This window comes from Mesorhizobium sp. NPDC059025 (assembly GCF_042739655.1).
Classification (GTDB): domain Bacteria; phylum Pseudomonadota; class Alphaproteobacteria; order Rhizobiales; family Rhizobiaceae; genus Mesorhizobium.
Genome location: NZ_JBHYIM010000002.1, coordinates 351665 through 370654 on the forward strand (window position 1 = coordinate 351665; position 18990 = coordinate 370654).

The 18990-nt window shown below is 61.3% G+C and carries 20 protein-coding genes; 9 read left to right on the plus strand and 11 right to left on the minus strand.

What is annotated here, in order from left to right; all coding sequences use genetic code 11:
* Positions 1 to 9: 9 nt before the first annotated feature.
* Both ACFWYE_RS05925 and cysE read right to left on the minus strand, forming a co-directional pair.
* Positions 10 to 213: a DUF3126 family protein gene (locus ACFWYE_RS05925; protein ID WP_129415718.1), complete on the minus strand. Its 204-nt coding sequence runs from the start codon at positions 211 to 213 to the stop codon at positions 10 to 12.
* A gap of 177 nt (positions 214 to 390) precedes the next feature.
* Positions 391 to 1239, minus strand: a complete 849-nt coding sequence (cysE, locus tag ACFWYE_RS05930; protein ID WP_379110162.1) for a serine O-acetyltransferase — start codon at positions 1237 to 1239, stop codon at positions 391 to 393.
* A gap of 124 nt (positions 1240 to 1363) precedes the next feature.
* Between cysE and ACFWYE_RS05935 the strand changes: the two genes are divergently transcribed.
* Positions 1364 to 2143 carry an enoyl-CoA hydratase-related protein gene (locus tag ACFWYE_RS05935; protein WP_379110164.1) on the plus strand — a complete coding sequence of 260 codons (780 nt, stop codon included), beginning with the start codon at positions 1364 to 1366 and terminating at the stop codon, positions 2141 to 2143.
* The gene (locus ACFWYE_RS05940) at positions 2140 to 2748 is read left to right on the plus strand and encodes a hypothetical protein (RefSeq protein WP_379110166.1); all 609 of its coding nucleotides are present in this window, start codon (positions 2140 to 2142) and stop codon (positions 2746 to 2748) included. Before ACFWYE_RS05935 ends, ACFWYE_RS05940 begins: the two co-directional genes overlap by 4 nt.
* Here ACFWYE_RS05940 and ACFWYE_RS05945 read toward each other — a convergent pair.
* The 4 genes from ACFWYE_RS05945 to ACFWYE_RS05960 form a co-directional block, all read right to left on the minus strand.
* Positions 2745 to 3245 (minus strand): GNAT family N-acetyltransferase, encoded by a 501-nt coding sequence (locus ACFWYE_RS05945; RefSeq protein WP_379110167.1) that lies wholly within the window; start codon positions 3243 to 3245, stop codon positions 2745 to 2747. The two genes, ACFWYE_RS05940 and ACFWYE_RS05945, sit on opposite strands and share 4 nt — an antisense overlap.
* Before the next feature lie 7 nt (positions 3246 to 3252).
* Entirely contained in the window at positions 3253 to 4020 is a 768-nt protein-coding gene (locus ACFWYE_RS05950; RefSeq protein WP_379110168.1) for an alpha/beta fold hydrolase, read from the minus strand.
* Positions 4021 to 4034: 14 nt separating this feature from the next.
* Complete coding sequence (locus tag ACFWYE_RS05955) at positions 4035 to 4439, minus strand: DUF192 domain-containing protein (RefSeq protein ID WP_379110170.1); 405 nt, start codon at positions 4437 to 4439, stop codon at positions 4035 to 4037.
* Positions 4440 to 4912: 473 nt separating this feature from the next.
* Positions 4913 to 5509: a cold-shock protein gene (locus tag ACFWYE_RS05960; protein WP_379072400.1), complete on the minus strand. Its 597-nt coding sequence runs from the start codon at positions 5507 to 5509 to the stop codon at positions 4913 to 4915.
* 231 nt (positions 5510 to 5740) lie between these two features.
* Here ACFWYE_RS05960 and gloA point away from each other — a divergent pair, with 231 nt between their 5' ends.
* Both gloA and ACFWYE_RS05970 read left to right on the plus strand, forming a co-directional pair.
* The gene (gene gloA / locus ACFWYE_RS05965; protein WP_379110171.1) at positions 5741 to 6181 is read left to right on the plus strand and encodes a lactoylglutathione lyase; all 441 of its coding nucleotides are present in this window, start codon (positions 5741 to 5743) and stop codon (positions 6179 to 6181) included.
* Positions 6182 to 6293: 112 nt separating this feature from the next.
* Positions 6294 to 6578, plus strand: a complete 285-nt coding sequence (locus tag ACFWYE_RS05970; RefSeq protein ID WP_379072405.1) for a DUF2218 domain-containing protein — start codon at positions 6294 to 6296, stop codon at positions 6576 to 6578.
* Here ACFWYE_RS05970 and ACFWYE_RS05975 read toward each other — a convergent pair.
* Complete coding sequence (locus ACFWYE_RS05975; protein ID WP_379110173.1) at positions 6575 to 7111, minus strand: DUF1697 domain-containing protein; 537 nt, start codon at positions 7109 to 7111, stop codon at positions 6575 to 6577. The two genes, ACFWYE_RS05970 and ACFWYE_RS05975, sit on opposite strands and share 4 nt — an antisense overlap.
* The gene (gene ilvA / locus ACFWYE_RS05980; RefSeq protein ID WP_379110175.1) at positions 7108 to 8364 is read right to left on the minus strand and encodes a threonine ammonia-lyase IlvA; all 1257 of its coding nucleotides are present in this window, start codon (positions 8362 to 8364) and stop codon (positions 7108 to 7110) included. Before ilvA ends, ACFWYE_RS05975 begins: the two co-directional genes overlap by 4 nt.
* Before the next feature lie 228 nt (positions 8365 to 8592).
* Here ilvA and ACFWYE_RS05985 point away from each other — a divergent pair, with 228 nt between their 5' ends.
* The 3 genes from ACFWYE_RS05985 (at position 8593) to ACFWYE_RS05995 (ending at position 11607) form a co-directional block, all read left to right on the plus strand.
* The gene (locus tag ACFWYE_RS05985) at positions 8593 to 9639 is read left to right on the plus strand and encodes an alpha/beta hydrolase (RefSeq protein ID WP_379073092.1); all 1047 of its coding nucleotides are present in this window, start codon (positions 8593 to 8595) and stop codon (positions 9637 to 9639) included.
* Between the two features lie 94 nt (positions 9640 to 9733).
* A complete protein-coding gene (locus ACFWYE_RS05990) occupies positions 9734 to 10897 on the plus strand; it encodes an alpha/beta hydrolase (protein ID WP_379073094.1) in 1164 nt (387 codons plus the stop codon).
* A 74-nt stretch (positions 10898 to 10971) separates the two neighbouring features.
* Positions 10972 to 11607, plus strand: a complete 636-nt coding sequence (locus tag ACFWYE_RS05995; RefSeq protein WP_379110177.1) for a DUF2268 domain-containing protein — start codon at positions 10972 to 10974, stop codon at positions 11605 to 11607.
* A 15-nt stretch (positions 11608 to 11622) separates the two neighbouring features.
* Here ACFWYE_RS05995 and ACFWYE_RS06000 read toward each other — a convergent pair whose 3' ends face one another.
* The 3 genes from ACFWYE_RS06000 to ACFWYE_RS06010 form a co-directional block, all read right to left on the minus strand.
* Entirely contained in the window at positions 11623 to 12624 is a 1002-nt protein-coding gene (locus ACFWYE_RS06000) for a bestrophin family protein (RefSeq protein WP_379072416.1), read from the minus strand.
* Positions 12625 to 12648: 24 nt separating this feature from the next.
* Positions 12649 to 14457 (minus strand): adenine deaminase, encoded by a 1809-nt coding sequence (gene ade, locus ACFWYE_RS06005; protein WP_379110178.1) that lies wholly within the window; start codon positions 14455 to 14457, stop codon positions 12649 to 12651.
* 175 nt (positions 14458 to 14632) lie between these two features.
* Complete coding sequence (locus ACFWYE_RS06010) at positions 14633 to 15427, minus strand: MBL fold metallo-hydrolase (RefSeq protein WP_379110179.1); 795 nt, start codon at positions 15425 to 15427, stop codon at positions 14633 to 14635.
* A gap of 191 nt (positions 15428 to 15618) precedes the next feature.
* Between ACFWYE_RS06010 and ACFWYE_RS06015 the strand changes: the two genes are divergently transcribed.
* The gene (locus ACFWYE_RS06015; RefSeq protein ID WP_379110181.1) at positions 15619 to 17460 is read left to right on the plus strand and encodes an ATP-binding protein; all 1842 of its coding nucleotides are present in this window, start codon (positions 15619 to 15621) and stop codon (positions 17458 to 17460) included.
* Positions 17457 to 18815, plus strand: coding sequence for a sigma-54-dependent transcriptional regulator (locus tag ACFWYE_RS06020; RefSeq protein ID WP_379072427.1), 1359 nt, complete (start codon positions 17457 to 17459; stop codon positions 18813 to 18815). The genes ACFWYE_RS06015 and ACFWYE_RS06020 overlap by 4 nt, the downstream gene beginning before the upstream one ends.
* Positions 18816 to 18990 lie beyond the last annotated feature (175 nt).

Consider the following 18990-nt stretch of genomic DNA (forward strand, 5'->3'; position numbering starts at 1 on the left):
TGCACGGTGTCAGCCGAGATCGATGTCGAGGATCGCCATCGAGAAATTGTAATCGCCCTCTTCCTCGTCCTTGTAGACGAGACCCAGGAACTCGTCGCCGATGTAGAGTTCGGCCGAATCTTCCTTGCGCGGGCGCGCCTTTACTTCGAGCTTCGGATTCTGGAAGACGCGCTTGAAATAGGCGTCCAGCTTTCTGATTTCGTCGGGTTTCAACGGCTTTCTCCGCTAGGAAATGGCTGCCCGGCACCATCCGGCGCTCACGGCGTTCCGCGCTTCTGGCACGGTAAGGATGGCGATGTAAAGGCAGATGCGCCTATTGGTGACAGGCTCCGCCGCACAATGAAGCGGCTCAGCAATGTGCCTCTAAATTCGAGCGACCCATGACCTGGCTCAGATGTCGAACGACACCACATGCTCCATCGACTGAGACGGCAGCAACTGGTCCATCTGGCGAGACGGCTGGTCGCAGCCGGTTTCACCCACCACGCGTGCAGGCACGCCAGCAACCGTCTTGTTATGCGGCACCGCCGAGAGCACGACGGAACCGGCCGCCACCTTGGAGCAATGACCGATCTCGATGTTGCCGAGGATCTTGGCGCCGGCGCCGATCAGCACACCGTGGCGAATCTTCGGGTGACGGTCGCCGCCGGCCTTGCCGGTGCCGCCAAGGGTGACGCCATGCAGGATCGAGACATCGTCCTCGATGACCGCCGTTTCACCGACGACAAAGCCGGTGGCATGGTCGAGGAAAATGCCCTTGCCGATACGGGCGGCCGGATTGATGTCGGTCTGGAACACGGACGACGATCTGCTCTGCAGATAGAGAGCGAAATCCCGGCGGCCATGGTTCCAAAGCCAGTGCGCCAGGCGGTGTGTCTGGATCGCATGGAAGCCCTTGAAGTAGAGAACCGGCATCAGATAGCGATCGCAGGCCGGGTCGCGGTCGAAATAGGCCTGGATGTCGGTGCGTACCACATCGGACCAGTCGGACTGATCGTCGAGCATAGCCTTGAACGTCTGGCGGATCAGGTCGGCACCAACATCCTGATGGGCGAGCCGTTCGGCGAGACGATGGATCACGGCCTCTTCCAGCGTCTCCTGGTTCAGGATGGTGGCGTAGAGAAACGCCGCCAGCAGCGGATCGCGGTTGACCGCCTCGGTCGCCTCGTCGCGAATGGACCGCCAGATCGGGTCGACCGGCTGCAAAAGGCTGGAGCGGGCGATGCTGATGCTGTTCATGGACAGTCTCCGCTGGCGGCTTGTCTTATCCGGCCGGTCCTATAAGCCATATCATAGCACGGGTGAACTCAATTTTCCTTATCGCTCGTTCAAATGGTTTTGGCTGGCTGGAATTCAACCGGGCATGGAAAACGAACCCTTGATCGTGAAGGTCACCGATAACGTGGCCTCGATCCTCATCAACCGGCCGCAGAAGAAGAACGCCATCACCTTCGCCATGTGGCAGGCCCTGTCCGCCAAGTTTGAAGCCTTGTCGGCTGATCCGTCCGTGCGAGCCATCATACTAGGCGGCACGGGGGCCGATTTTTCAGCCGGCGCCGACATCGCCGAGTTCGACACGTTGCGCGGCGGCGAGAACGCACGCAGCTACGAAGCGGCCAATTCCGCGGCCTTCGCGTCCATTCGCAACGCTCGGATACCGGTAATCGCAGCGCTGAACGGCATATGCTTCGGTGGCGGCTTCGGTCTTGCCGCCGCGGCTGACCTGAGGCTCGCAACACCCGACACGCTGTTTGCAGTGCCTGCCGCCAAACTCGGGCTTGCGTATCCGCAGGACGCCATGTGCGATATCGTCGGCGCAGCGGGACCGCAGATGGCACGCTATCTCACCTTCACCGGCAATCGCATCGATGCGGAAACCGCACTCAAGGCTGGTTTCCTGCTCGAAATCGTCGCGCCCGGGGAACTCGAGCGGCGCGTCGCCGAGCTCGCGGCGACCATAGCTGCCAATGCCCCGCTTTCGGTGCGCGCCTCTAAGCTGGCAATCCATGCAGAATTGAGCGGCGATGCGACCGAGATCGAGCTTGCTCGTGCGGCTGGCGACAAAACCTTCACCAGCGCCGACTATGCCGAGGGCCGGGCTGCCTTCCAGGCACGCCGCAAAGCGGAGTTCACCGGCCAATGAGCACCTCCCTGATTGCGCCAGAATTGAAGGCGGAGCTGTCGACACTCTATGGTGGTGGAGATCGCCACTATCACGGCATGGCTCACATCGAGGCGTTGCTGGACCTGCTCGACGAATACCGATCCTCCTTTTCCGATCCCGAGGCAGTCGAAGCGGTGATCTGGTTCCACGATGCGATCTATGACAGCCGGGCCAAGGATAACGAGGCACGCAGCGCCGATCTCGCGCGCGCCAAACTGGCTGGCATCGCCAGTGCGGAAAGGCTCAACCGCATTGCCCTGACGATCGAGGCCACCGCCACGCATACGGTTCCACAGATCGAACCGGAGACGGCGAGGCGCGACGCGGCGCTTCTGCTCGACATGGACCTGTCGATCCTGGGCACAGCACCCGAAACATTCAACGCCTACGAGGCAGCGGTGCGGCGCGAATACACCTGGGTGGAGGAGCCGTTGTGGGTTATCGGGCGCGGCAACGTGTTGAGGACCTTTCTCGAGCGCGAGCACATTTACCACACCGAGATCTTCCGCAGCCGCTTCGAAAAGCAGGCGCGGGAAAATATCCGACGTTCGATCGAAGCGCTTGAGGCGCCATCAGGCAACTAGTCGGGAAAACTCTCCATCCGCCGTTCGCGAATGGCGAAACCGGCGCGCAGATAGACGGACAGCGCCTTCGGGTGATCGTTGGTGTCGGTATGCAACCACACGCGGCGAGGCTTCTCCGACCAGATCGCGCGTAACGAGCTGTCCAGCAGATAGGGCCCCAATCCCCTGTCCCGAAAGGCGATAGCCAAGCCGAAATGGGCCAGTTCGACAACCGGCTCGCCGACACCGTTGAATTCACAGAAGCCCGCAGCAACACCATCCACCCGCAGGACATTCAGCCATGTGGAGGGGCTCGCCAGCAGGATCGCCAATTGCTCCGCCGGCATGCGCAACCGCTGATCCCAATCCAGCGATGCACCGACCGCGCGATAAAGGTCCAGGTAGTCGGCGGGCGAAAGGGTTTCGCGCGCCAGGCGAGCCGAACCGTCCGGACTGCTCAATGCCGTGCCTGACGGCGATACGGTCATATCCAGATAGGCGACGAGAAGCTCGACCATTGCGAGTTCAGAGCGGATGTTGAGCGTAGAACTCCAGAACCCGCTTCTTGAAGGTGCGGTCTCCCACCGACAGCATGTGATCGCGTCCTTCGATGTGGAACGCTGCGGCATTGGGCATCAATGCCGCCAGATCGTCGGCCGACCCGGCAATGTCATCGGTCGTGCCGACGGCCACCAGTGTCGGCTGCGCAATGCGCGAAACCTGGTCTTCGGAAAGCAGTTCACGCGAGGTGACGATGCAGGCGGCAAGCGCCTGGCGGTCGCTCCTGGTCTGGTCGGCAAAGCTGCGGAACATCCTGCCGCGAGCATGCGTGATCGCGGAGGCATCGGGCGCCATCAGCGCATCGGCGATCGGATCCCAGTCGCCAACACCGTCGACCATACCGATGCCCAGGCCGCCCAGCACCAGCGTAGCAACCTTGTCAGGATCGGAGAGCGCCAGGAAGGCGGAAACACGCGCGCCCATGGAATATCCCATCACGTGAGCTCGCTCGATGCCGAGATGGTCGAGCAGTGCTGCCGCATCGGAAGCCATCTTGTCCGGCGTGTAGTCGGCGCCCTCATAACTCTTGGTGGAAGCACCATGCCCGCGATGATCGAAAGCGATGGCGCGATAGCCCGCCTCGTTCAGCGTCTTGAACCAGCCCGGCGCGACCCAGTTCACATAGTGGCTGGAGGCAAAACCGTGAATCATCAGCACGGGATCCCCGTTGCCCGTGGCAGGCTGGCGATCCAGAAAAGCGAGGTCGAAGCCGTCATGGCTGAAAAACTGCATTGCGTGAACCACCTTCAGTTGACGCCAGAGACAGCGTTGACGGCCGGATGCCTGACCAGATCGCCTTCCTTGATGTTTTCGCGCGTGGCGGTGCCTGCTTTCAACTCCAGCACGAAACGCACCGGCTCATTGGGCGCGATGACCGCTTCCGACTGCGGCTCCCCTTGCCGGATCGCCTTGATACGGCCGTCCTGTCCGATGAAAAGCAGATCGAGCGGCATCGGCGTGTTCTTCATCCAGAATCCGACACTCTCTGTCTGCGGAAACACAAACAGCATGCCGCGATCGTCCGGCATCGTCTGGCGGAACATCAGCCCCGCTTCGCGCTCACCATCATCGTCTGCAATCTCAATCTGGAATGGACGGTCGCCGTTGCCTGTGACGGCAACCAGCGGCGCCGGGTCGACAGGCAACATCATCGCCTGCCCCTCGGCTGCCTGTGTCCGGCCCACGACAAGCGATGCGACCACAAGGCCAGCCAGAGCCAAAAGACGCCAAGTTTGCCGTATCGAAAATCCAACCATCGTCGTTCCTGCTTCATTCACCGCACCGCCGCACCCTAGACGGCCCGCCGACCGGCGCAAGCGCCTTGCAGCATTGTGTCCCGTTAAAACCTGACCGATGACAACGGCCACATCAAACAGCCTTGTAGAACTGGCACGCGCTCGCTCACGCACGCAACCGCCCTACACAAGGTTCGGGAGCACCTGTGAGTAGCAAGAACATTTCCATACGACATGGAAAGTGGTGGCGGCCTTCGCACTGGTGCTCGCATCCGACGACCATCGCTACACGACCGGCGCCTAGATGATGGCCGATGATGGCAAGACAGCCCATGCCGGATAAGCAAAAGGCCGCGCGAAGGCGGCCTCGATCACGAAAAACCATGCGCTCAGTGAGCGACTGGCAGCGTCCCCATATCCGGGTGGATTTCCGCCGCCATCAGCCCCTTGTCGCCACGACCATAACGCACCAGGACGACCTGGCCGGGCCTGAGTTCCGTAACACCGTAGCGGCGAAGCGTTTCCATATGCACGAAGATATCCTCGGTACCCTCGCCCCGGCTGAGGAAACCGAAACCCTTGGTGCGGTTGAACCACTTGACGAGCGCGCGTTCCAGCCCGCTTTCCGGCGTCACCGTGACGTGCGTGCGCTGCTCCTGCTGTTCGGCAGGATGGACCGCGGTCGAGGTGTCCATCGAGAGAACGCGAAACGCCTGCAGGCCGCGATCACCTTGCTTGACAAGGCAGACAACCCGAGCGCCTTCGAGCGCAGTCTGGAAACCATCGCGCCGCAGACAGGTCACATGGAGCAGGATATCGCCGGAGACACCTTCGTCTGGAAGAATAAAGCCGTATCCCTTGGCAACGTCGAACCATTTGATCGCGCCGGAGATCTCCAGCAGATCCGCGGATTCGCCGATCTCGTCATGCCCAGCGGTATCGCCAAGAAGCGCATCCCGACTGGTCAGAGAGGCTTTTTCCCCCATCAGAATGCCCCCTTTCTCCGAAACTGCAGCCACTGATTCTTTACATGAGATTAACACTTCGGCTTCCGGGGTGTGCAAGACCTGACGTGCCTTTTTTCACCGGCTCATTCAGAGTTATATTCAGTCGAGCTCGCAAAGACTGTTTGCTGGCTGCCGTAACGTTGCTTTTCAGCGTTGCGGCATCCTGCGACCACCCCTATGGTGCGCGCGATCCCAAGCTTGGAGAGCAATATGCGCTATCTGCACACGATGGTCCGTGTGACCAATGTCGACGAATCCCTTGATTTCTACTGCAACAAGCTGGGCCTCAAGGAAGTCCGCCGCATCGAAAATGAACAGGGCCGCTTCACGCTGATCTTCCTGGCAGCTTCCGAGGATGAGAAAAGCGGCGTCGAAGCGCGCGCACCGCTGATCGAGCTAACCTACAACTGGGATCCCGAAGACTACAAAGGCGGGCGCAATTTCGGCCACCTCGCCTATGAGGTCGACGACATCTACGCCACCTGCCAGCGCCTGCAGGATCGGGGCGTGACGATCAACCGCCCGCCGCGCGATGGCTATATGGCCTTCATCAAGTCGCCGGACGGCATATCGATCGAGCTCCTGCAGAAAGGTGCCGCCCAGGAGAAGGCAGAACCCTGGGCCTCGATGGCCAATACCGGAAACTGGTAACCTGCCGGGCGGCTACCAGCGCTTCACTATTTCAGCGGGAACGTCATGAAGAACCGGGCCCGCTTTCATCAGCCAGCGTGACGCCAGCCAGACAGCCGAACGGAGAACTCCCATGTCGACCAGCAATGCCGACGTCACCACCGAACATGCCAGCCGCTATCTGCAACAGCTCTGCAAGCATTGGGCACATAAATTTCCGGTCACCTTCGATCCGAACCACGGTGAAATCGAGCTGACCATCGGTAAAACGGTGATGGATGCCGATGCGGCAGCGCTGCGCATCGCACTGACCGCGAGCGATACCAGCCAGTTGCAACAGCTCGAACGTGTCGTCGAAGACCACATCAAGCGCTTCGCCTTCCGCGAGGAACTGGTCTTCAACTGGGCAGCGGCCTAGGCGCCGATCAGCGCTGCCAGGGCGAGGACACTGCGCCAGTTGCGCATCGTGCCGGGCACTTTGAGCGTGCGCGGCAGGATTTCGGCGAATTTCGATTTGCCCAGACCATCGGGGGCATGCAGGTAGAGGACATCGCCTTTCACCTCGAAGCGCTCGGGCCCGGTGCATTTTTCGGCAAGCCTGGCGACCTCCTCTGGCGTCGGTTCACGTTCCAGGGCCATCGCATGCAACCGGGTCGGGTCCTCCGCGATCTCGGGATAAGGATTATCGGCTACCAGTCGCGCAAACCAGGCCGCATCGCGCACCATGATGCGTGAACGAAATCCCCAGCGCTTCTCGAATGCATCCTGCAGCATGTTCGTCAGCGCGATGGCATCGGTATGTGTCGAGCGGAACACCACGTTGCCGCTCTGCACGTAGCTTGCGACATCGGCAAAGCCGAGTTGTTCGAAGAAGTCACGCAACTCCGCCATCTTGACGATGCGGTTACCGCCGACATTGATGCCGGAAAACAGCGCAACGAATCCGTTCATATGATGAAACCTGCCAGCGTCTCGTTGTCGGTGATGTCCTGATACTGCACGCCGTGCGCGGCGAAATTCGCGGTCAGCAGATCGAAGTTGCGGCGGTCCTTGGTTTCGATGCCGATCAGCACCGACCCGAAATTGCGCGCCGATTTCTTCAGATACTCAAAGCGGGCGATGTCGTCGTCCGGCCCCAGCATCTCAAGGAAATCGCGCAGCGCGCCCGGCCGCTGCGGGAAGCGGATGATGAAGTACTTCTTCAATCCCTCGAAACGAAGAGCCCGTTCCTTGACATCAGGCAAGCGTTCGAAGTCGAAATTGCCACCCGACACGACGGCGACGATGGTCTTGCCCCTGATCTCCTTGCGCGGGAAATCCTTGAGCGCATCGATGGCGAGCGCGCCGGCGGGCTCCAGAACGACGCCTTCGACATTCAGCATCTCGATCATGGTGGCGCACAGCCGGTTCTCCGGCACCAGCCGCACATCGTCCTTGGAATAGCCCTTCAGATGGCGGAACGGCTCGCGACCGATCTCGGCAACGGCAGCGCCGTCGACGAAGTTGTCGACCCTTGCGAGTTTCGCGCGCTTGTCGGAAGCGAGGCTTTCCCTGAGGCTCGGCGCACCGGCAGGTTCGCAGAAAACGAAACGCGGCGCCCTGCCCCCCTGGGTGAAATAGTGTGAGACGCCGGCAGAAAGCCCGCCGCCGCCGACCGGCAGCATGATGATGTCGGGCAGCCGCGCACCGGGCATCTGGTCGGCGATCTCATAAGCCACCGTCGCCTGGCCCTCGATGATGTCCTTGTGGTCGAACGGCGGCACCATATGCGCACCGCTCTGCTCGGTGAATTCAAAGGCGGCGCGATAGCATTCGTCGAAGAAGTCGCCGACCAGTCTGATCTCGACGAATTCGGCGCCGAACAGCCGTGTCTTGTCGATCTTCTGCTGGGGCGTCGTCACAGGCATGAAGACGACGCCCTTGCGGCCGAAATGCCGACAGACGAAAGCGAAACCCTGTGCATGGTTGCCTGCGGATGCACAGACGAAAAGCTCGGCTTCGTTGCCTTCCGCCAACGCCTTGCGGAAGAAATTGAAGGCGCCCCTGATCTTGTAGGAACGCACCGGCGTCAGATCCTCGCGCTTCAAAAGCACGCGCGCGCCGTATTTGCGCGACAGGTAGTCGTTCTCCTGCAGCGGCGTCTCTGGGAAGATCTGCCGCACCGCCGCGGCTGCGTTGGCGACCCGGTCGACAAAACTGGTCATGAGGCAAGCCCTTGTAGAAATTACAGCAATCGTTCCTGCCGCCATTTTGGCTTTGGCGCAACACCCGGGCCTCGACAGGAGCTTCGCAATGTGGTTTTCGCGGCCACCGACTTACTTTGGCCGCACTTCACTTGTCCGGAGACTGCTTTCAAAAGACAAGAACCGGCGGGAGTCGGATTTAGCAGGGCTGGACGTATCGTGCGTTTGAAAAGGTTGCTGATCGTTGCGATGACGCTTGTTGCCGCCGGCTGCGCCAGCCAGGGGCCGCAGGAAGTGCTGGGCAGTGCGATGGTAACGGCATCGGTTTCCGACATCGTCGGCAACCACGCAATCTTCATCACCACAACCCGCAAACGCTCCGACGACCCCAACCAGGGCTTCGACGGCGACCGTTCGTCGACGCTGAACTACGCACGCGTCAACGTCACCGTGCCGAAAGAACACCAGATCGGACAAATCGAACGCAAGAGTCGTGGTAATTCCGACGATCCATCGAAATATTTCATGGCCTCGCAGATGGTCGGCTATGACACCGAGCCGAAATTTGAGGCGGCACTCAATGCCGACATCGCCGCCCGTGGCGGCCGTGCCATGGTGTTCGTGCACGGCTACAACACTTCGTTCGACAATGCCGTCTACAGACTGACGCAAATCGTCAACGATTCCGGTTATCCCGGCACGCCGGTGCTGTTTTCCTGGGCATCCGGCGCCTCGACCACCGGCTATGTCTATGACCGCGAGAGCGCCAGTGTCGCCCGCGACCAGCTCGAAGTCACACTGCGCACACTGGCCAGGTCGGGCGCACGCCGCATCGACATCGTGGCGCACTCCATGGGCACATGGGTGACGATGGAAGCCCTGCGCCAGCTCGCCATCACCGGCGACCGCAACCTGAGCGGCAAGCTGGGCGATGTGGTGCTGGCGTCGCCGGATATCGACGTTGACGTATTCAAAAGCCAGATGCGCCGCTACGGCAAGCCGGACAAGCCTTTCATCGTGCTTCTGTCAGACGACGATCGCGCGCTGCGGCTCTCCGGCATTCTCGCCGGCTCACGCCCCCGTCTCGGTGACTACAAGGAAGCAGCTGAACTTGCCGACTACGGCGTGACCGTTGTCGACCTGTCCTCCAAGTCGGGCACGGACTCGTTCAATCACAACAAGTTCGCGGATAACCCAGAGATGGTCAAACTGCTCGGTCAGCGACTGCGTGAAGACGACGGCTACGCCAATGACCGCACCGTCACGGACCGCATCAAACAGCTGGGCATGATGTAGGTCACGGCTCAAATAATCTGGACGGGGGCAGCTCCAGCCTCTATTCGAGATTGAAGGCGCCGTGTTCGGGCGCGAAGGCATCAGGATCGGCTTCATGCGCTGGAAGGCTTTGTTCGTCGTCGCCATCGCGCTCTCGGCCACTGGCTGCGCCGGCTCCAATTCGCACGACCTGCTCAACAAGACCGCGATCGAGGCGCCGGCTTCGGCGATTGCCGCCACCCATGACATCTATGTCGCCACCACGCGCGAGGCAGCGAAAACCGAACCGCGCCAGGTGTTTGCCAGCGAACGCTCGCTGCGTACGCAATATGCGCGCATCGACGTTTCGGTGCCGAAGATCCATCAGGTGGGCCAGATCGAGCGCGCCAGGGGGCGCGCGCAAAGTGACCCAGCCAAACACTTCACCGCAACCCGCGCCACCCTCTACGGCAACGCCAGGGAATTCGAGCAGGCCGTGGGCGCTGACATCGCCCGCAGTGACGGGCGCGTTCTGGTCTTCGTGCATGGCTACAACAACGGCTTCGACGACGGCGTCTATCGGCTGACCCAGATCGTCCAGGACACGAACTATCCAGGCACGCCGGTGCTGTTTTCCTGGGCATCGGCCGGCAAGACCACCGGCTACATCTACGACAAGGAAAGCGCCAACGCCGCCCGCGACGATCTTGAGGCGACGCTGCGGTTGCTGGCCAAGACCAAAGCAAAGAGCATCGACATCATCGCTCATTCCATGGGCAACTGGGTAGCGATGGAGGCCTTGCGGCAGTTGGCCATCACCGGAAACCGCGACCTTTCCGGCAAGCTCGGCTATGTCGTGCTCGCCTCCCCCGACATCGACGTCGATGTGTTCAAGAAACAGATGATACGCTACGGCAAACCCGACCGGCCCTTCACCGTGCTCCTGTCGGCAGACGACCGCGCCCTGCAGCTTTCGACTTTCATCTCCGGCGCCAAGCCGCGCGTCGGCGACTACGGCAATGCCTCAGATCTCGCGCAATACGGCGTCACGGTCGTCGACCTGACCAAGACTGAAAGTGGCGATCGGCTGAACCATGCGAAGTTCGCAGACAACCCACTTCTGGTGCAGTTGCTCGGCAAGCAGTTGCGAACGCCGGCGGCGCTGGCCGAGGCTGAACCTGCCAGCAACCAACCGATCGAACAGCTCGGCACCGGCCTTGGCCAGGCGGTTGGATCCGTGGCCCAGATCGTCATCACCACGCCGTTCAAGGTGCTGACCGTGGTGACCGGTGGGCAATAGCACAGACGGCAGCCAGAATTGATCTCGGGGTGCGGCTTCATCCTCAAACGCCGTTGAGGCTTGCGGTTATGTCCATGGAACTTCATTTCCTCGATGCCCGCGGCGCGCTCGCGCAACATCACGACTGGCTTCGCGACTGCCTGACGGAAACGCATGCCAAGGCGATCGCGTTGATGCCCATCCAACCTCTGGACGTCGTCGTACAGTCGGGAGGCTGGGTCATTCCCGATAAGGGACATATGGGGTATGCGCCAAGACCGGGCGTTATTTTCGTGACGGTCGACCCGGACAATCCGGCATTGCAAGCCAATGCGGACGCATCACTCGAGCGGATGTTTGCACACGAGCTTCATCACGCTGCCCGCTGGGACGGACCGGGTTATGGCTCTTCTCTGGGTGAAGCGCTGGTTTCGGAAGGACTTGCCGGACATTTCGCCCAGGAACTCTACGGGCAACCTCTGGAGCCTTGGGAATTGCTGCCCATGGATACCGTCCGGGCTCATGTCGGGTCGGCGCTGCAGGAATGGGACAAGACGGACTACGATCACGAGGCATGGTTCTTTGGCACCGACGGTAGACCAAGCTGGTCTGGCTATGCCTTGGGATTCCGGCTCGTTGAACGTTTCCTGTCTCAAAATCCGGACAGCAGGGCGTCGATGCTGGCCGAGGCGGAGGCACGGGATTTCCGTCTTTTTATCGGCCAGGTGTGAACACAGGAGGCACACTCAGGTCGCGATATCATTGATCGCAGGCAACGGCGCCGGCAGGCTGGTTTCGCCAAGCGACCTGCGCAGCTCGATCTCGAGATCCCGGCAGATCTGGGAAATGGGGACATCGTTGGCGCCGCCTTCGAACGGATTTGCACTGCTCTCGCCAACCAGGTCCAGCGACATGTAGACCCATCCGAGAAGCGCGCTGAACGGGATGGTCAGCCAGATCGCGACAGGACCGAGGAAGCCGCCCAGTTTGCCCATCTCGGCGAAGACGGGAACGATGCCGAAGGGCAGCAGAGTGCAGAAGATCACCATGAACATCGAACTGATGATCGCGTATTGCCGCGGGTACGGGTTGTTCTTGATGCGATCGCAACGCGCTTGCTGATCATGGAAGTCGCGTATCAGCTTGGTAAGCTCGGAATAGACCTGTGTCGGGACAGCGGTGCTTTTGAGCAATCCGTTGACCTGGACAGATTGCATCTCAAGAAGGGTTACGGCTGGCTGAGGCGTTTTCAGGACACGGTCGGCATCTTCAGCCAACAGCGCGCGCAATTCGTCGGCGACCGCGCTTTTATCTTCCTGGATATGATAGCGGCGCCGACGGAATTCGATGTTGGCGGCGCGCGCCAGCGACTCCCAAGGCATCGGCCTGCGCAAGGAGAACCGCAGTGCGGTCAGCCAGGCGAGGTGTCGATAAATGAGCTGCCTTGCGATTGCAGCGTCGGTGAAGTCCCTGCAGAAATTGGACCATAACCGGCTGCTTGCCGTGATCTGGGAAAACGCCTGCAAGGCCTCATTGCTGCGTGTGAACACCTGCGAATTCTTGAAGCCGGTCACGAGCGAAACGGTTGTACCGAGCACGAGCACCACCGACCACGGCACGGAGAACCCGGCTGTACCGGGAAGGCGATAGAGTGCCACTGCCAGTGCGCTCACCGCGATCATGTAGATCACGCTGCGCCGCGACCAAAGCGCGAAATCCAGCAACCTGTAAGAACGGCCTACATACATGGGATGTCCTGAAATGCCTTTCGCTCAGACGAACAGGTCGACCTTTTCGAAAGTCCTGACGTCGACCAGCCCGACATCCGAGATGCGCAGTTCCGGGATGACCACCAACGCCAGAAGTGAGTGCTGCATGTAGGCGTTGTTCAGCGAGCAGCCCATCTTGCGCATCGCCTCGGTCAGCTTCTCGGCCTTGGCAGCGACGATTTCGGCCCGCTCGTCGGACATCAGGCCGGCGATCGGCATTTCGACCAATGCCAGTTCCTTGCCCTTCGAATAAAGCACGACACCGCCACCGACTTCAGCGAGCCGGTTGGCAGCGAGCGCCATGTCCTGCTTGTTGGTGCCGACGACGATGATGTGGTGACTGTCATGCGCGACCGACGACGCCATCGCGCAGTCCTCGACGTAACCGAAGCCCGACACGAAGGCGTTGGTGACGCCGCCGGTGCCGCGATGACGCTCGACCAGCGCGATCTGGCAGACATCGCCAGCCCGGTCGATGGCGACCAGGCCATCCTCGACGACCAGATCCGCCTCCAGTGCTCGGGTCGGCGCCTGGTTCTCGATGACACCGATGACACGGGCGCGCACCTTGTTAGCGCCCTCTGGGGCCTTGATGTCGAAATCTGTGGCGGCGAGCCGCTTGCCAAGCTTGACCGTATTCTTGGCGCTGGCGGGATAGTCATAGGGCGGGATATCGGCCTCGAGCCGGCCGTTCGCCGCCAGCCGAGTGCCGCGGCCATAGACCTCGTCCATGGTCATTTCGGCAAGGTTCGACACGATCAGGAAATCGGCAAGCCGCCCTGGTGCGATCGAGCCGATCTCGCGCTCCAGCCGAAAATGCTGGGCGGTGTTGATCGTTACCATCTGGATCGCAGTTACCGGCTTCAATCCCTGCTGGATGGCGTGTCTGACGACACGGTCCATGTGGCCGTCATTCACCAGCGTTCCAGAATGGCTATCGTCGGTGCACAGGATGAAATTGCGCGGATCGATCCCCTGCTCCGTCACCGCTTTGATCTGCTCGGCGATATCGTACCAGGCCGAACCAAGCCGCAGCATCGCTTTCATGCCCTGACGCACACGCGCAATCGCGTCCTCGGCGCGCGTGCCTTCATGGTCGTCTTCCGGCCCGCCGGCGACATAGCCGTGGAACGGCAGGCCGAGGTCCGGCGAAGCATAGTGGCCGCCCACCGTCTTGCCGGCCCTGACCGTGGCTGCGATCTCGCCTGACATGACCGGATTGTTGGCAGCGACGCCGGGAAAGTTCATGACTTCGCCGAGCCCGATGATGTTCTCCCAGGTCATTGCCTCGGCGACGTCCTCGACCGTGAGCACGGCACCGGCGTTCTCCAGCCCCGGCGCGGAAGGCACGCAGGATGGCATCTGCACATGCACGTTGATCGGCATGGCGAGCGCCTCGTCATGCATCAACCGCACGCCGGGCAGGCCAAGCACATTGGCGATCTCATGCGGATCGATGAACATGGACGTGGTGCCATGCGGAATGACCGCACGGCTGAACTCGGTAACGGTCACCATGCCGCTTTCGACATGCATGTGCGCGTCGCACAGGCCAGGCACCAGATAGCGCCCGCCCGCGTCGACCACCACAGTCTCCTGTCCGATGGCGTGGGAAGCGTCGGGCCCGCAGTAGGCGAAACGCCCCCCTACAACGGCAATGTCGGTTCCGGCGATGATCTCGCCAGAGTGGACATTGACCCAGCGACCGTTGCGCACCACGAGGTCGGCCGGCTTGCGCCCGGTGGCAACATCGACAAGCAGAGTTGCCACCTCGGTCCAGGGTTTGGGTCGGGGAAATCTTGCTGGAATCACGTTTCGCTTCCGTCGATCGCACTGAATTTCCCACTCTGGCAAAACTGCCGGCGGGAAACCAGTTCGATGATGACAAGCCAACGGCTCATTTTGACCTCGTTCGTCCGTTCACACGACAGAACGCCGAAAGGTCGCGTGAAACAGGGAGGCAGGAAATCATGCCAAAGGACTGAACCTAAACTCCAAATTCAGTTGCCTTGCCTTTCTCAAGTACCTTCAGGCGGTCGGCGATGCCCAGAGCCTTGAATGCGTGGGCGAGTTGCTCCTGCGTTTCGGTGAAATGCTCCCAGCCCTCATTGTGGATGGCGACAATGGTCGCCTTCTTGAAGGCTGCGGCCGCCTCGATCGCATCATTGGCGTCCATGGTGACATGGAAGGCACCGCGTGGCTTGGCGGAACCGGTGAACAGCACGGCAAGGCGCACATCGAAACGCCGTGCGACTTCCGCAACACCATCGAACCAGACCGTGTCGCCGGAAATATAGATGCTCGGTCCCTTCGCGTCGCCAAAAGAGATGATGAAGCCGATGACATCGCCACTGATCGGCTCGAAGCCATGCGGGCCATGGCGGGCGGGAGCCGCCGTTATCACCAGGCGTTGGCCCTGCGGGGTCTGGATATCCACGCTCTGCCAGGGTTCAAGACCTTCAGCGCGACCTCCCAGGCGTTCCGCTCCCACGGTCGTTGTCAGCACGCGGCCGGCCTTCGGCAGGAAGGCGCGGCCGGCATGATCGAGATTGTCGAAATGCTGGTCGTGGCTGAGCAGAACGGCGTCGATGGGCGGCAGTTCATCCGGACCGAGAGCCGGACCTGTCAGCTTCACCAGGCGTACCCCGCCATCATAGGCCTGCGGCGTGTCGAAGGCCGGATCGGTCAGAAGATTGAGACCGCCTATGTTGATCAAGGCGGTCGGACCGCCGATCAGCGTTGCGGTAATGTTTGCAGACAATTCGTCAGGTCGGTTCGTCATGGCGCGCTCCATTTTCCTGGTATCCACAGAAGGTCGGATATCGGAATTGCCGATCGATCATCCAATGCCTTTGCGAGAACAGCGGATGTGCCGAAATGCGCCCGCGATCGCACCCGGTTTCCGTGGTCTGCCGGTCCGTTGTACAAGATGGCACGCCGGCTATACTGCCTGCGGGTCAACCGGCGATGCTGATGCTCAAGCTATCTTCTAACAGGCGCTGGTTCTGGATTGCGCTTCTGGTCGCACTCGCGGCAGCGCTCGCCGTCTACGGCAGCACCTTCGCGACACGTGCCTATCTCGACCAGGCGGCGTCGCGCGGCAAAACCACACTGCGGCTGGCGGTTGCTGCCTTGCAGGGACAGCTCAATCGCTTCGAACCGCTTCCGTCCCTGATCGCAGACAATGACGACATCAAGGAATTGCTGTCGGATCCCGGCAACCCGGAACTTCGTGCCCGGGGCGACCTCTATCTCAAGCAGATCAATGCGTTGCTGCAATCCTCCGATATCTATGTGATCGGTCCGGACGGCGAGACGATCGTTGCCAGCAATTTCGACCGCCCGATCAGCTTCGTCGGAGAGAATTTTTCCTATCGCCCCTATTTCCAGGACGCGATCAAGGGCAAGCGCGGCCGCTTCTTCGCGCTCGGCACCACCTCTTTGAAACGCGGATACTATTTCTCGGCTCCCGTGCATGTCGGCGACGCCATCCGTGGTGTCGTGGTGTTCAAGGTCGAGGTCGACGCCATAGAAGCGTCGTGGCTTGGCGGCGACGACGAGATCATCGTTACCGATCCCGAAGGCATCATCTTCATGGCGGAGCGGCCGGAGTGGCTCTACACCAGCCTGCTGCCGCTCACGCCGGAGCGGCTCGCCCGCACCGCCGCATCGCGGCGTTATGCAACCGCCTCCTTGCGCGAGCTGCCGGTCACACGCGGCAATTTTGAAAACCGCCTTTCGCTGATGACCGTCAATTTCGACAGGCAGCAGAGCGAGTATCTGGTACTGTCCGAGGCCATGCCGGACGCCGGCTGGACGATCAACGTGCTCCTGGATACGAGTTCGGCGCGAACACAGGCTTTGACCACCGTTGCCGCCGCACTTCTGACGCTAGGCCTGGCTGCCCTTGCCGGCTTTGTCCTGCTACAGCGGCGCGCCCGGCTTGCCGAACGCATGGAAATGCAACGCTTTGCCCGCGAAGAGCTGGAGCGTCGCGTCGAGGAGCGCACGCACGACCTCGCGCTGGTGAACACCCGCCTAGAGACGGAAGTCGCCGAGCGACGCACGACGGAACAGCAACTGAGGCAAACACAGGCCGACCTTATCCAGGCCGGCAAACTGGCGGCACTCGGGCAGATGTCGGCAGCCCTGTCTCATGAATTCAACCAGCCGCTGGCAGCCGTGAAAACCTATGCCGACAACGCCGCAGTCCTGATCGAGCGCAACCGCACCACCGAGGCTCGCGACAATGTTGCGCGTATCTCGATCCTTGCCGACCGCATGGCCTCGATCAGCCGTCATCTTCGCAATTTCGCCCGCAAGCCGAACGAAAAACTGGGCGCGGTCGATCTGGCGGACGTCGTGCGCGACACGCAGGAAATCGTCGCCTGGCGGCTCAAGGCAGCCGATGCGGCACTGCTTGTCGACCTCGGTCGGACGCCGCTGACGGTCAAGGCAGGATCGGTCCGGCTTCAGCAGGTGCTTGTCAACATCATCACGAATGCAGCCGACGCCGTTGAAGGGCTGCCGGACAGGCGCATCGAACTTCAGGCTCGCCGCAAGGCAGGCAGAGTGCTCGTGACGATCCGCGACCATGGCCCCGGCGTGGCCGATGCCATTGCGGAACGGATATTCGATCCGTTTTTCTCGACGAAAGGCGTTGGCAAGGGGCTGGGCCTCGGTCTTTCAATTTCCTACAACATCATCAAGGACTTCGGAGGAAGCCTTGCCGTATTGAATCATCCCGAGGGTGGTGCCCTGTTCACGATCGAGCTCGAAGCAATGCGCAACACGGTGCGTGAGGCGGCCGAATGAAGCCTCCTATCGTGCTGCTCGTCGACGACGAGGAGGAACCACGCCGGGCTGCAGCCCAGTCGCTCGACCTTGCCGGACTTGCGCTGCAGGAATGCGCCTCGGCGGAGCGCGCGCTTGATTTCATCACACCAGGCTTCAGCGGTGTCGTGGTTTCCGACATCCGCATGCCCGGAATGGATGGAATGACGCTTCTTGCCCGCATTCGCGAAATCGATGCGGATATTCCCGTCATCCTCGTGACCGGCCACGGCGACGTCCAGCTCGCCGTGCGTGCGATGCGCGAAGGCGCCTACGATTTCCTCGAAAAGCCGTATGTCGTGCAGCACCTGATCGAAATGGCCGGGCGCGCCATCGACCGGCGCAGCCTCGTGCTTGAAAATCGCCAGTTGCGCGCGGCAGCCGGCAAGAACGACGACCTGGAGACCCGCCTGCCCGGCCGCACCCAGGTGATGGTCGAGCTGCGCTACAAGCTGCGGGCCATCGCGGCCACCGATGCCGACATTTTGGTGATCGGCGATACCGGCACCGGCAAAGAGGTGGCGGCACGCGCGCTGCATGACATCAGCGGCCGCGCGACCAGGCCTTTCATCGCCATCAATTGTGCAGCCCTTCCTGCCACGCTGATCGAAAGCGAGCTGTTTGGCCACGAGGCGGGTGCTTTCCCGGGCGCATTGCGGCCTCGCTTCGGCAAGTTCGAGCATGCCAGGGGCGGTACCGTGCTCCTCGACGAGATCGGCTCGATGCCCCTCGATCTGCAGGCAAAGCTGCTGCGCGTCATACAGGACCGTGTCATCTACCGGCTTGGCTCCAACGAACCGATCCCGCTCGACGTGCGTTTCATCGCCACCAGCAAGGTCGATCTCGATGACGAAGTCGCTGCGGGACGCTTCCGCGCCGATCTGCTTTACCATCTCAACGTGGTGACATTGAGAATGCCGGCGCTTGTCGCCCGGCGCGAGGACATCCCCCTGCTTTTCCTGCAGCTGGTGCGCGAAGCCGCCGGACGCTACCGTCGCGACGATGTCGATGTGGCACCGCATGTCATCGCAGACATCGCAGGCCGGGACTGGCCCGGCAATGTGCGGGAACTGAGGAACGCAGCGGACCGGTTCGTGCTGGGACTGAGCCCGCATGCGGGCTCACAGGCAACCGAAACCACCAATGGCGATCTGCGGCTGGCGGATCGCGTCGCGGAGTTTGAAAAGGACATCATCTCCGCGGCGCTTGTCGCGCATGGCGGCAGCCTCAAGCCGGTCTACGAACAGCTCGGAATCTCGCGCAAGACGCTCTACGAAAAGATGCAGCGCTATGGGCTCGACAAGAAGCAGCTTGGAGCGGCGGAGACCGCTGACTAAGCCCGATGTGTGGGAAACCACACACGCCCTGGCCGCAATGTTACGATTTCCACCCATTGCGGCGGTGTCGAAGCGTGAATGCCGAAGTTTCTTCTATGTCGGACATTGCCCAACGCGAAGAAGGCTCTTCCTATCGGCCATCCGTTCATGGTGCTGGAGGAGACCTGCACTGGAA